Genomic DNA, 11,867 nt, shown 5'->3' on the forward strand with positions numbered 1-11,867 from the left:
CTACCAGAAACGCCCTTGGAGATGGGGGATAGGATTTGGACACTATCCTAGAGAAGTCGGCTTCTCACTCAAGTCGTGCAACTTCGTGTCGCACTACAGAATCATTCTGCCTATCCACCTTTCTGAGGGATCTTAGACAGAAATTTTCATTCTATTAATAGTTGTGCTGCTTGCGCCCAGTTTATTGAGTACTCGTACTGAAGGACATGAAAGACATCACAGAAAGACTCAATGACTATCGGGAATGCAGCCGACATATTTGGAACACTTACTTCCGTTTTCTGGAAGAAGGTGATTCGTTGTTTTGGTCTGTGGAAGAAGAATTGTTCAATCAGATGGTGCTGTCCCAGATCAGTGAGCCACCTGTTCGTCTCAGACCAACATGGAGAAACAAAGAGCCGATACCATATCTTCGCATTGTTCCAACTTCACACTGCGGCTCGCCAGTAATGATAAACCGAGTGGGAGATGGGGGGTATTGGGATGATCCAGTAAACATGGTTAACCCCGAAGAAGTTGATCTAAGATTCCTTGAGTTCTTCGACTTTGCTGCCCCGCAAGATTATCGCGATTGGAAACACTATCGAGCGCGAATTCAGCGTTTTACAACACAGAAACACCTTGAAGGACGTGACTTGCTTATTGACGCTTCGTATGTGAATGTTTTCTATACAGGTGAATGAAGCAAGCGAAACATATCAAAAGCATCACAACAACGCTGTTGCAGCGGACTAATAAGATGGCTCAATATTACGACAGAAGTTGTCAGCCGCCGCTGAACAGCAACGTTATACCGCTCGGTTTCCTGGCGCGAAAAGTATCAAAGCTACTTGTAGAATATTGAGAATTATTCTAAATATGGATATCGCCACAAATATTGCATTCATAGGCGCGCTGTTTACATTTTTTGCTGCAATCCTCACAGCACTTGTTAGCTTTTTTCGTGAGCGATCTGAGAGAGAGAAATGGAGGAGAAGTTTAGAGTTTGAAAGAGTTAAATGGGAAAGGACTATAGAATTAGAACGCGAAAAGTGGCAGAAGACTATCGAACTTGAGGAACGACATATCAGGCATGAAGAAAATAAATGGGTCTTAGAACTCAATAGTCAGCGAGAACTAGAGCTGTATAAGATGAGACTTCGTACATATCCTGAAATCTTTGTGATGCTTGAACAACTATCCCACTATCGCATCAACGAAATCGATGAAACTGAAGCTAGAGAACTTGCAGAAAAATTAAATAAGTGGGGATATAGTGATGCGGGTCTTTGCATGTCACCGGATACAAGAGAAGCTGTCTTCGCTCTTCGAAGGAGAATCGGTAAGTACTTGCAGAAGGAAATAAGTGCTAAAGATTTAACCAAAGGACCACGCACAGATCTAATTGAGTTGATGAGATTCGATTTAAATCATGGTTCGCTATGGCGAGAATTTGAGACATTAACAGGTAGAAACCTTGCGGAAATGCAAAAATTTATTGAGAAAGAGGCTTGATCTGTAGGCACATCATAACAATTCCGTTGCACACCGACCGAATCAAGGTTTTTAATGAATCAGAGAGGTTGCTCGCAGCAGGTGAACGGGGTCGTTAGCTTGCTTGGGTCGTTGGCTGGGGTAGAGCAGTCAACTTGTCTTACTAGTTTTTAGGATTAAGTAGCTGTAACTCTTCTGTGGCGCGGCAATATATCTCATCCAGTTTAGAAATAGAATGGAGCTTAGTTTCTGATCTGGCAGATGGAGAGGTAAACCCAAATGGTACAAACACCATCTAAAACACTGACATTGGCAGAGTTTTTACAGTTACCAGAAACGAAACCTGCGAGTGAATATATTGATGGTCAAGTTATTCAGAAACCAATGCCCCAAGGGAAACATAGTGTTATTCAAGGGGAGCTTGTACCTGCTATCAACGGAGTAGTTAAGTCTAAGCATATTGCTCGTGCATTTCCTGAGCTACGCTGTACCTTTGGCGGCCGTTCAACTGTTCCTGATATTGCAGTTTTTCTTTGGAACCGAATTCCTCGTGATGAGAATGGAGAGGTTGCTAACACGTTTTCTGCTGCGCCAGATTGGACAATTGAAATCTTGTCTCCTGATCAAAGCCAAACAAAAGTAACGAAGAATATCTTTCATTGTCTGCGGCATGGAACCCAAGCAGGTTGGTTGATCGATCCAGATGAACAAACCGTGTTTGTCTATCGTCCCAAGCAAGAACCTGAAGTGTTGGATAAGGCAGATGAGGTTGTTCCTGTACCATCGTTTGCAAGTGAGTTACAGCTTACAGTCAAAGGTTTGTTTGCTTGGTTATTGGAATAAAACTTGAGTAGTTGCCAGTCAGCTAACACCTGCTGGAGCAGACTAACAAAACTTGGTCAGCCTGAGGCTCGACTGCTAGAGCGATCGCCTCAGTTTCTCCAATATCCAAGTTCATTGTTTAGTGCTTCAACAGGGATGCGCTTACGGTAATACGGTTAAGAATTCCTGCTTTGTCCGTGTTGACTCAAGAGGCTAATCTGGAAACGTCGAGTCTTCGCTATAGGAAGTAGAAGTATGGGACTTTTTGATCAGATTGTGAGTGCGATCGATAATCCTAATCAACAGGCTAATCCGTCACAGCTTGGCAGCATTATCAACACAGTGCAGCAACTGTTGAATAATCAGGGTGTTGATTCGTCGCAAACTCAAACCTTGTTGTCTACCGTGGGCGGGTATGTCCGTTCGGCACTACAACAGCAGCAGGCAGCAGGCGGACGGTCAAATGCTGAAGCGATTGTGAATCAATATAACGGCACTTCTCCCAATGCAGCAGCGGTTCAAGCACTGTTTTCACCGGCCCAACAGCAGCAGGTAGCTCAAGCTATTTCCCAAAAAACAGGAATTAACGCTGAGACAATTTTGGCAATGCTGCCAACGCTGATTCCGATTGTGCTTCAGCTTCTGCAAAGTGGAGCGAATAAGCAGGGTTCTCAGGCAAGTGGCGGGAGTGCTAACTCGGTTTTGAGTACGTTTTTAGATAGTGATGGCGATCGCGACGTAGACATTGGCGATGCCATCTCACTAGCAAGCCAATTCCTCAATCGTCGTTGAAGAAACTGACCTGAAGAGGTGCTTTAGTCAGGCAATGGAAAAGGTTTCCAGGGAATCCATTTTGACCAGAGGCTAGCCAGAGTGCCGTTGTGGAGCAGAGTTGTCAGGGTTTGGGCGATCGCCCCATGCAGTTCGGGTTGTCCTGGACGAACGGCAATGCCAAACGGCACCTGGGTTGGAATGCTAAAGGCAATTCGCAGCGTTGGGTCTTCTTCGACAGCGACGAGTAGCACCAGTTCATCATCGATCAGGGCATCAATTTTGCCCTGACGTAGTGCCTCTAGCATTTCGGGCAAAACTTTGTCGCTGCCAGGAAATGGAACAATCTGAACATTGGGGAAGGTTTCGGCTAGAGCCAAATTTGTGCTGTCTGCCAAACCGCCAACACGCAGCCCTGCCAGATCTGTTGGAGAAGTGGCGGTACTGTCGGCTCTGACAATCACTGCTTCGTCAAAGATGCCGTAGGGCTGAGTGAAATCTGCCCAAGCTTTGCGTTCTGGCGTGATTGCCTGGTTAAACCAGACAACATCGTATTTTCCGGTTTGCAGGCTGGGGTAAAAGTCTGCCATCGGTAAGTTAAACCAGACGGGTTCTAGTCCGAGCTTTTGACAAACGGCACGAGCGACATCCGGTTCATAGCCTAAGCGCCGATCGCCGTTCACACAGCTCATTGGACGAGCATCAAAATCACTGGCGGCGATCGCCAACTGCCCCGGTCGAACCGTACTGAAACCCATCTGCTCACCCCACTGCTTACTAGATCAGAATTCTTGCCTGTTGCTCTGAAGGGAAGCGTGACTGAAGCTACAATCCCTCAATTCGCATCTTGTTATAACAGGCTTCTGAAGATTTTCATCCAGGGGTAGCGCTAATGAGCCGTGAACCGATTCAGATTAGTCAGGAGCAAATCGATCGCTTTCAAGAAGACGGTTTTTTGGTGGTCAAAAATTTGATTGACGCTGATCTGGTCAAGCGGCTGGGCGATCGCCTTGATCCTCTATTTCATGGCAACTTTGAGACGGGTATTTATCCCGACGAGTGGCACTGGCGACCGGGACTGAGCCTGCCTGACGTGACCCGTGAAATTTGTAATGCCTGGAAGAGCGATTTGGCGATCGCCAGCGTTGCTCTCTCTGCCGAAATTGGGCGACTCGCCGCAACTTTAGCGGGTTGGCCCGGTGCCCGCATCGGTCAAGATAGCGTCTGGGTCAAGCCTCCCGGAGCCAAAGAAGTTTCTCTGCATCAAGACGCGACTTACATCAGCTACATCGAGCCAACCGAGATGATCACCTGCTGGATTGCGCTAGACAACACCAGCGCCGATATTGGCACGATTGAGTACGTGCCCGGTTCTCACCAATGGGGCTTAATGACTGACCTAGGGGAATTTCACGCACCCACAAGTCACTATCGCTCGGCAATGGAACGGGCAGCAGCAGCGGTAGGGGTGAGCAATCCTCAAGTCGTGCCGATTGAAATTTCAGCAGGAAGCTGCGTGATTCATCACGGCAAAATCTGGCACGGGTCCGGCAAAAACTATCGCAGCGATCGCGTCAGACGCAGCTTGGGCGTTCACACGCTTAGCTCTGAGGCACGGTCTCAGCCGACGGGTGCGGGCTACATTTACGGACGCTACAAGCGAGTCGGGGAAACCACGATGGATGAAAACTTCTTCCCTATTCTTTGGACTCGTGACGGTTACCGCACTGCTTTCTTATCTGACTACTGCGAAGATGCGATCGCCGCTTCTAGAACTCCCTCAGTTGTCGGTGCCCTCTTGTAGAACATCGATCAGAGGGGGAAAGAGTTCACTCCGCAAGCTGAGGGCAGTGATGCTGGGGCTACGGAGGCTAACCCAGACACTACAGTCTGCATCCGATGCGGTGACGATAACTGCATCGTGACGCGCTAACCTGCAAGCGTAATGGTATAGTCGCGCTCGATGCTCAATCCCTACGGTGTGCAGCCGATAAAACAATTCGCTCCGGAAGTACATCCCGTGCTGAATCTTGTCGTTAAACCAAAACTTGAAGGGAGAGATAGCTCCTTCGTCTAAAACTGGAGGCAACACAATAGAGATTTTCTGTTTTTTCTAGCGGTGTAATCTGTGAAAGCAAAACCCGACGAGACAGTCAACAGGTGAAATACTCTGACTTATGCTTGAGCAAATCCGATAGAACACAGCTTTTGCAATGAATTATTCTTATTAGTAAATGATTGTTAACGGATCTACATGTTCAGTATAAATGCCTAGTTAGGGTTTTGGGTGAAATTTTCAAATAGCTAGAAGGGATTCCTTTAAAGTTGTCGCTGTTGCCAAAGCTGATCAACGGTAACAAAGCGATAACCTGCTTGCAATAAGCGAGGAACAATTTGAGCGGCGATCGCTGCCACATTCACTCCTCCATGATGCCCATCGTGCAGCACGATTACCGATCCGTTGCAAGTTTGTTGTAACACTCGCTGAATCACAACTTCAACTCCGGGCTGCACCCAATCTTCTGGCACAACGCTCCACATCACAGGGCGGTAGTTCCATTGCCGTAAGTATGTCAGCGTTTGGGGGGTAAACAGCCCATTCGGCGGGCGAACATCTCGAATCTGCTGCTGCACGTAGGACATTTCAAGTTGGCAGGCATGGGCGATCGCTATCTGGGTTTGTTCCAGGCTTTGTTTCAGTTCAAGCGCAGACAAGCGGGGAAAGGAACGATGCGTATAGCCATGCAGACCGAGCCAGTGACCGCGCTGATAAGTGGCTCGTGCAATCTCAGGGGAATGATTGACACAAACCCCTAACCAAAAGAAACTTGCAGGAATTTGATAATGATCCAACACCTCAAGCAGTTGTGGCGTGTGTTGAGGGTGAGGGCCATCGTCAAAACTGAGGGCGATCGCTGGAGAGGTCGCGCTTCCAGCCCACAGACAACCTGGAAAAGTTGGACTTAAAACCTGATAGATAAAGGGTAAGAATGGGGCAAGAGGCATAAACCTTAGCTTACACCGCCTCAGCTTGCATAGCTGGTAGAACAGTAAGTCTGACGTGCCCAAGCAGATTGAACAAGTGAAGTCAAAACATCTCTGCTGATCGGCTTGACTAGAAACCCATCGACTCCCGGATTTTCTTCTTGGTGCACCCAGCTTGGCGCATTGCAGTCTGTCAGCGCCACAATGGTAGTTTCGCAAGTGTTGGCGGCATCTCGCAGGTCTTTCACCAAAGCCTGTGACCAGTTTTGTCCATCTCCTGCCAAAATGACCAGGTAAGGAGACATCTGGCTAACTTTTGTGACAACCTGATCTATAGAACTTGCAAAGACCATAGGACAACTTAGATGCTCCAGTAACGCCTGTAGCATCTGAAGATCATCAGAGGGCCGACCTAATATTAGGACATAATTTTGTGATGATTTCATACTAAATCCGGTACGCTACAAAAAATATAGCTGGCAGTCCGGTCATCGATTTCCTTCTAGTAAATGCATAGAAATCCCTCGGTTAATCTGTTATAGCCAAATATTCCATACTTCACAGCTTTTGTTTTTTTTAGCTATTGAGAAGATCATTTTCAAGCTATTTTTCAAAATATTTCAACGAAGAAATATTTTTTAGAATTTAGTTCAGATAAATACATCAATTGCCACATATCAGGAGTTTGAAAGTATCGAATGTTCCTGTGAGGACGCAGTATTTGAGCAAAACCTCCGGTCCATTCGGACCTATCTGCTGAATGTTAGCCTCCTGAAACTATTGGGGCGACAATTTGAACTTTTCATACCTCTTCATAACCGCCACGTTACAAAAATTTTGCTTGGCGTTTAAGAAACTCTTCAAAGGATAAAATCCAAACCTGCAACTATCTATTAGGGTTATTAGGATTTCATTAAATTTACCTTTTGGAACTCATCCCATTATTAGAAGTTACATAAATATAGCGATGAATTTCCGTATTTCCTCCTAAAGGCATACGCGATAATTAGGATTGCTGATGTTTTATTTGGAGCGAAACTACTGCCATCAGAACCAATATTCCTCCCCAAATTTGCAAGACTGATAGCGTTTGCCCTAGTCCAATCCAGGCAAAAATAGCGGCGGCTAGAGGCTCTAGGGTAGCGGCGATTGCCCCTCGCTCTGACTGCACCTGTTCAATTCCCCAGCAGTAGAGGGAAAAGGGAATCAACGTGCCGCCAAGACCAACGAATAAAACACTCCATAAATGGTCTGGGACAAAAAGCGCTTCTGGCACTCCTTGGGTGAACTGAAACGCAATCCAAAATAGGCTCGAAACCGTGAAGGCTCGAAACATCACGCCTACAGCACCGTAGGTGGCAACAACAGATTCGCTCAGCAGAGTGTAGGAAGCAAAGAACAGCGCACTCAGACAAGCCATGAATAGCCCCAATCCGTCTAGCTCAAAGTCTCCGGCTGGCAGTTCTGCAATTAGGGCAACCCCAGCGATCGCTGCAATCAACGCGATTGTCACAGATAGAGCAGGCGCTTTTCGGTTCTTAAGCATTGCCCAAACTACAATCAGCGCTGGGGCCGTGTATTGAATCACCACGGCGATCGCCACTGCTAAGCGCTCAATTGCAATGTAATAAGCAAGCGTAACCAAAGCTAACGATATCCCTAACGCCAAAATCTGCCAGTTGCCTAACTTGGGTCGAGGTTGCCATTGATGGACAATTCCCAAACCGATAGCGGCGATGACAGACCGCAACATGGCTAGCTCAAGCGGGCTGACTCCTGCTTGAAACAAACTACTAGCAACAGTTGCAGCGATCGCCCAAAGCACTGCCGCCAAAGCAATTGCCGCGAAACCAACCGTAGCCTGAGACAGCTTAAAAGCGAGAGAAGATTTTGGCATGAGCCCTAGAAGTAACAGAGAAATAACAGAGTGAACCAGAATCACTCTGGTGGGTGATACAGCGGTGGGAGGTGCGATCGCCCCTTGGCACACTAGGCTGAAGCAAATTAAAGAACAGTCAGGAATCCGCCCCTATGAAGAGCGATCGGTAAATCTCCTGGCAAATAGCCCCGTGTCAAGGAATTTCTGCAATGACCTATTCAATCAGTCAGTTCAAGACGATGCTCCACAATCTTGGCTATAGCCTCGGTCCAGACGGACTTAACGGCAATCACGGCAATCTGCTTGATTTGTATACCGAAGCAGCCGTTCGAGAATTTCAGGCTCAGTTTGGCTTACCGATTACCGGAAAGGTCGATCAGCCAACTTGTGAAAGAGCCAGACAGCTGATCCGCAACTTACAGCACAGCCTTAATCTGACCATCAATGCCCAACTTCCAATCAACGAATTTTATGGTCCCCGAATGATTCGAGCAGTGATGCAATTTCAGCAGTCACATGATATGCCGATGACAGGTATTGCTGGGTCAACGGTTCGCCAAAAGCTAAACGAAGAGGTGAAGAAACTGCTGCGACAACGAGTCTGTGTTGTAGAGGGGTGGGTGAGTGAAGGGGTAACAGGGTAAGTAGCTCTTGTAGGCTGGGTTAGAAAAGTGTAACCCGTGCTGCTAGCAAGTCTTAGCCTCTGGAGCTAACCCAGAAACTAAGCCGTACCTTCCGCCAGCTTTGCCAGCGTTTCTAAATTCGGTACTTCTAAATCTGGTTGACTGCTAGCTGGCAGCGTTGCACCAAACCCTGCTTGGTCATGGCGACGATTGACCCAGACGGTTGATAATCCCAACGCTTTGGCAGGCACGATATCGTGATAAATGCTTTGCGCGACGTGCAAAATCTTGTCACGCGGAATGCCTGTTTTCTCAAACGCAAATTCAAAATTGTGCGTTGAAGGCTTATAGCTTTTGGCTTGAAAAGCCGTAATCACAAAATCAAACGGGACGCCCAACCGTTTCGTCGTGAAAGCAAACAGATCGTCATCAATATTAGAAATAATTACCAATTTAAACTGTTGCTTTAGACGTTTTAGTGCATCAATGCTATCTGGGAAAGGCTGCCAGTTTTGAATAGAATTAGCCAGACAATCAAGCTGGTCTGAAGTCGGAACAAAGCCCAACTTCTCGCCAAACTGCTGCATCACCTGTCCAAGAACACTGCGGTAGGACTGATATTCTCCTGCTTCAATTTCTCCTTCTAACTGAGCAAAAAGCTCCAGAATTTGAGAGTCATCTATCTCAAGTTGATATGCAGCTAGAACAGGCTTGATTGCCTCCAAAATTCCCTGTTCCCAATTAATAATAGTTCCGTAGCAATCAAACGTTAATGCTTCATACTGGCTAAAATCCAGCATCGTGACACCCCCATTATTTTGAATTCTTGGCTTCCAGTTCTTGCAGGTATTTCACTAAAGTTTCGCCATCAGCAGTACTGTGATCTTGAGCAATCTGCTGGGCTAAAGCCGCATCTCCACAACCAATTGCTTTCACCATCGATTGGTGCTGGTCGGCGATTTCTGACAGATCAAATTCCAGCAGCGTATTGCAGGCGGTAATGTAAAGCCGGATCTGCTGCTCAATAATTTTGTATTGCTCTTGCAAACGTCGATGTTCTGTTAACTGAATAATGGTTTTGTGAATTGCAAAATCAAATTCATTAACTGCGTTGCGATCGCCCCGTTGAGCCGCATCCACTAACTGTTGAAAAGACCGATTGAGCAAAATTGCTTTCTCTGGTGTGATCGCCAGAGCCGCCAGACGCGCCGCCAACCCTTCTAGCCCGCTCCGTAGGGTGTAAAGCTCCCAAGCATCTTGCGATCGCAGTGGTGGCACCAGCCAACCCTTGTAAGGCAGCTGTACCACCAAATTTTCGTAAGTAAGCTGCTGTAGCGCCGATCGCACCGTTCCTCGACTCAGGTCAAGCGCTTCAGCTAGTTGAGTTTCGATCAGCCGATGCCCGGGTGGAAAGGAACCACTGAGAATCTGCTGACGAATCACATCCGCCGCCTGGTGATCAAGGCTGCGTGGAGTCACGGTCAAGGAGGACGATTTGGCTTCCACAAGCAAAGTCTTAAATGCGTTCATCACAGCATAAAAGACTAATTGCTGACTGTCAATTGTAGATTGTTAACAATTTGCAAGTAAAGGAGTAAAGAACGTCAGTTCAGGTTAAGCAAAAGCAGGCAAAGCGTTGTCAATGAGCAGAGAGGGCTTTTTGGGTTGGTGGCAGTACGCGATCAAGCCGCAGACTAAGTTGACTAAGCAGTTGACCGGAGAGCGATGGCGAGAATGTTCAATCTGAGAAATGTTTTTGAGCTGGTCAATCACAGACTCAATAATGGCTCGTCGGCGCAAGAGCAGCTTATCGCTCAACACCATCAGGCGGTTCTTCCTGTTGCGCTTGAGCTTGGTGACCAGTTGGATGCCAAACCGTTTCCACAACTGAAGGGCAAGCGTTTGCGACACATAGCCTCGGTCACCAAACACTTTGCCGAAGAGGTGTTGTAGGAGTTGGGGCACGGGCTTACGGTCATCGATGTTTCCTGGTGTGAGCAGAACGTTGAGTAATTCTCCTTGCTCATTGATAACTAGATGCAGCTTGAAGCCAAAAAAACAATCGACCGAGGTTTTGCCTCGTGCTGCTAACGGTTTGAACACTTTGTGAGAAGCAATCCGACGGTTATGACAGACCTTGATACTGGTCGCATCGATGAAACTGAGTCCTGTACACGGACCAAAACACTGACGCAAATAGCCGCACCAGGGAATCAAAGCAGATGGTATCCATTCGACAAAGCGGTTGTAACTGACCAACCCCGGAAAAGCGTTACGCCAATAGCGACAGACCAACTGCGTGTAAAACCACTTGAAATTGCGGTATGCCGACTGATGGAACGCAATCAAAATCGTCATAATCTCGCTTAAGCAGAGGCTGCCAGAGCGTCGGCGTTTTTGTCGTCCCTCTCCTAAAAGTTGCTGCTGCCACTGGCGTTCAAACCACTGGCAAAAATCATCGACATGACAAAACAGGGATTCTAAACTAAGCAGGGGGTGGTTAGATTGGTTGAGGATTAGGTACTTTCAACTCTATCTGTTCCACCCCTCCTTATCCCGAACTCACGTTAATTAGAAGAGGGTTTGGCGATCGCTACCTAAAGTCAGGACTTAGAGCAGACCTAAAGACACCTAATCTGTTGCCCAGCCAGCGTAGGGGCTTAGCATTCGGGCAAAGTCTCCGAGACTGTTCCGGGGTTTATCTGCCGAATGCTAAGCCCCTACAGGGGGACTCTCCACTGTTACCAAGTCAGAGATTAGGAACGAGAAATCCGCACAACTCAGGAAACACATCTATCCTTCTCGCACCTGGCTTTGTGCGACCTGCTGCTGTAATTGTGCTTCACTCAGGGCTGGTTCCTTGCAGCTCAAGCCCTGACACACCAACCCTACTGCCTGTTGAGGCAAATTGGTTTCAAGCATGTAAACCACCGCAGGACTGTACTGCCTGATCAGCGCCTCAACTTGCTCAGCAGTAGTACGAACCAGAGTGTAGTTGCGATACCAGTCGAGCGCTGTGAACAGGGTCGGACAAGCCTGGGGCGAGCGGCTCATGATGCCACCAAATGCTTGAAGTGCCTGTTCAGCCCGATCGAGATACTGCAAGTCTTCGGTTCGCAGGGCAAGTCGTACCAGGTTGGCGATCGCCACTCCATTAGCAGACGGGGTAGCGTTATCGTCAAAACTGCGTTCTCGCACAACTAAGGGGTTTGCGGAAAAATAAAGTACCCATTACTGTGGAACAATAGTGATGTCCCATTTGGGCAATGTTTCAGAACGTTGCCAGAAGGGTAAGTAGTCTTCTAACTCGTGTT

At 47.5% G+C, this 11,867-nt stretch carries 15 protein-coding genes and 1 pseudogene; 7 read left to right on the plus strand and 9 right to left on the minus strand.

Annotation, left to right across the window (positions count from 1 at the left end):
* The first annotated feature begins 206 nt into the window (after positions 1–206).
* The 4 genes from H6G00_RS11895 to H6G00_RS11910 all read left to right on the plus strand — a co-directional run bounded on the left by H6G00_RS11895 (position 207) and on the right by H6G00_RS11910 (position 3,087).
* Positions 207–683: a hypothetical protein gene (locus H6G00_RS11895; RefSeq protein WP_190796888.1), complete on the plus strand. Its 477-nt coding sequence runs from the start codon at positions 207–209 to the stop codon at positions 681–683.
* Between the two features lie 175 nt (positions 684–858).
* Positions 859–1,494: a hypothetical protein gene (locus H6G00_RS11900; protein ID WP_190796889.1), complete on the plus strand. Its 636-nt coding sequence runs from the start codon at positions 859–861 to the stop codon at positions 1,492–1,494.
* Positions 1,495–1,752: 258 nt separating this feature from the next.
* Positions 1,753–2,316 carry a Uma2 family endonuclease gene (locus H6G00_RS11905; protein ID WP_190796890.1) on the plus strand — a complete coding sequence of 188 codons (564 nt, stop codon included), beginning with the start codon at positions 1,753–1,755 and terminating at the stop codon, positions 2,314–2,316.
* A 234-nt stretch (positions 2,317–2,550) separates the two neighbouring features.
* Positions 2,551–3,087, plus strand: coding sequence for a DUF937 domain-containing protein (locus H6G00_RS11910; protein WP_190796891.1), 537 nt, complete (start codon positions 2,551–2,553; stop codon positions 3,085–3,087).
* A gap of 23 nt (positions 3,088–3,110) precedes the next feature.
* On the opposite strand, the gene H6G00_RS11915 is transcribed toward H6G00_RS11910, so the two are convergent.
* On the minus strand, positions 3,111–3,824 hold the full coding sequence (locus H6G00_RS11915) for an ABC transporter substrate-binding protein (RefSeq protein ID WP_190796892.1): 714 nt from the start codon (positions 3,822–3,824) through the stop codon (positions 3,111–3,113).
* Positions 3,825–3,958: 134 nt separating this feature from the next.
* Here H6G00_RS11915 and H6G00_RS11920 point away from each other — a divergent pair, with 134 nt between their 5' ends.
* The gene (locus H6G00_RS11920) at positions 3,959–4,870 is read left to right on the plus strand and encodes a phytanoyl-CoA dioxygenase family protein (RefSeq protein ID WP_190796893.1); all 912 of its coding nucleotides are present in this window, start codon (positions 3,959–3,961) and stop codon (positions 4,868–4,870) included.
* Here H6G00_RS11920 and H6G00_RS11925 read toward each other — a convergent pair.
* The 4 genes from H6G00_RS11925 to H6G00_RS11940 all read right to left on the minus strand — a co-directional run bounded on the left by H6G00_RS11925 (position 4,847) and on the right by H6G00_RS11940 (position 7,948).
* Positions 4,847–5,158: a hypothetical protein gene (locus H6G00_RS11925; RefSeq protein WP_190646133.1), complete on the minus strand. Its 312-nt coding sequence runs from the start codon at positions 5,156–5,158 to the stop codon at positions 4,847–4,849. The two genes, H6G00_RS11920 and H6G00_RS11925, sit on opposite strands and share 24 nt — an antisense overlap.
* Before the next feature lie 227 nt (positions 5,159–5,385).
* Positions 5,386–6,072 (minus strand): polysaccharide deacetylase family protein, encoded by a 687-nt coding sequence (locus H6G00_RS11930; protein WP_190796894.1) that lies wholly within the window; start codon positions 6,070–6,072, stop codon positions 5,386–5,388.
* Between the two features lie 20 nt (positions 6,073–6,092).
* Positions 6,093–6,404 carry a response regulator transcription factor gene (locus tag H6G00_RS11935; RefSeq protein WP_190796895.1) on the minus strand — a complete coding sequence of 104 codons (312 nt, stop codon included), beginning with the start codon at positions 6,402–6,404 and terminating at the stop codon, positions 6,093–6,095.
* Between the two features lie 653 nt (positions 6,405–7,057).
* The gene (locus H6G00_RS11940; protein WP_190796896.1) at positions 7,058–7,948 is read right to left on the minus strand and encodes an EamA family transporter; all 891 of its coding nucleotides are present in this window, start codon (positions 7,946–7,948) and stop codon (positions 7,058–7,060) included.
* Between the two features lie 49 nt (positions 7,949–7,997).
* Here H6G00_RS11940 and H6G00_RS11945 point away from each other — a divergent pair, with 49 nt between their 5' ends.
* Positions 7,998–8,192, plus strand: a complete 195-nt coding sequence (locus H6G00_RS11945) for a hypothetical protein (protein WP_190687015.1) — start codon at positions 7,998–8,000, stop codon at positions 8,190–8,192.
* Positions 8,140–8,574 (plus strand): peptidoglycan-binding protein, encoded by a 435-nt coding sequence (locus H6G00_RS11950; protein WP_190796897.1) that lies wholly within the window; start codon positions 8,140–8,142, stop codon positions 8,572–8,574. Before H6G00_RS11945 ends, H6G00_RS11950 begins: the two co-directional genes overlap by 53 nt.
* Positions 8,575–8,651: 77 nt before the next feature.
* Here H6G00_RS11950 and H6G00_RS11955 read toward each other — a convergent pair whose 3' ends face one another.
* The 4 genes and pseudogenes from H6G00_RS11955 to H6G00_RS11970 all read right to left on the minus strand — a co-directional run.
* Positions 8,652–9,353 carry a haloacid dehalogenase type II gene (locus H6G00_RS11955; protein WP_190796898.1) on the minus strand — a complete coding sequence of 234 codons (702 nt, stop codon included), beginning with the start codon at positions 9,351–9,353 and terminating at the stop codon, positions 8,652–8,654.
* 13 nt (positions 9,354–9,366) lie between these two features.
* Positions 9,367–10,083, minus strand: coding sequence for a GntR family transcriptional regulator (locus H6G00_RS11960; protein WP_190796899.1), 717 nt, complete (start codon positions 10,081–10,083; stop codon positions 9,367–9,369).
* Positions 10,084–10,167: 84 nt separating this feature from the next.
* Positions 10,168–11,046, minus strand: a complete 879-nt coding sequence (locus H6G00_RS11965; protein ID WP_190796901.1) for an IS982 family transposase — start codon at positions 11,044–11,046, stop codon at positions 10,168–10,170.
* 300 nt (positions 11,047–11,346) lie between these two features.
* Positions 11,347–11,769 (minus strand): annotated as a pseudogene (locus H6G00_RS11970) (thioredoxin domain-containing protein); the annotation flags it as partial.
* Between the last annotated feature and the right edge of the window lie 98 nt (positions 11,770–11,867).

This window comes from Leptolyngbya sp. FACHB-541, from assembly GCF_014695875.1.
Taxonomy (GTDB): Bacteria; Cyanobacteriota; Cyanobacteriia; order Elainellales; family Elainellaceae; genus JAAUTN01.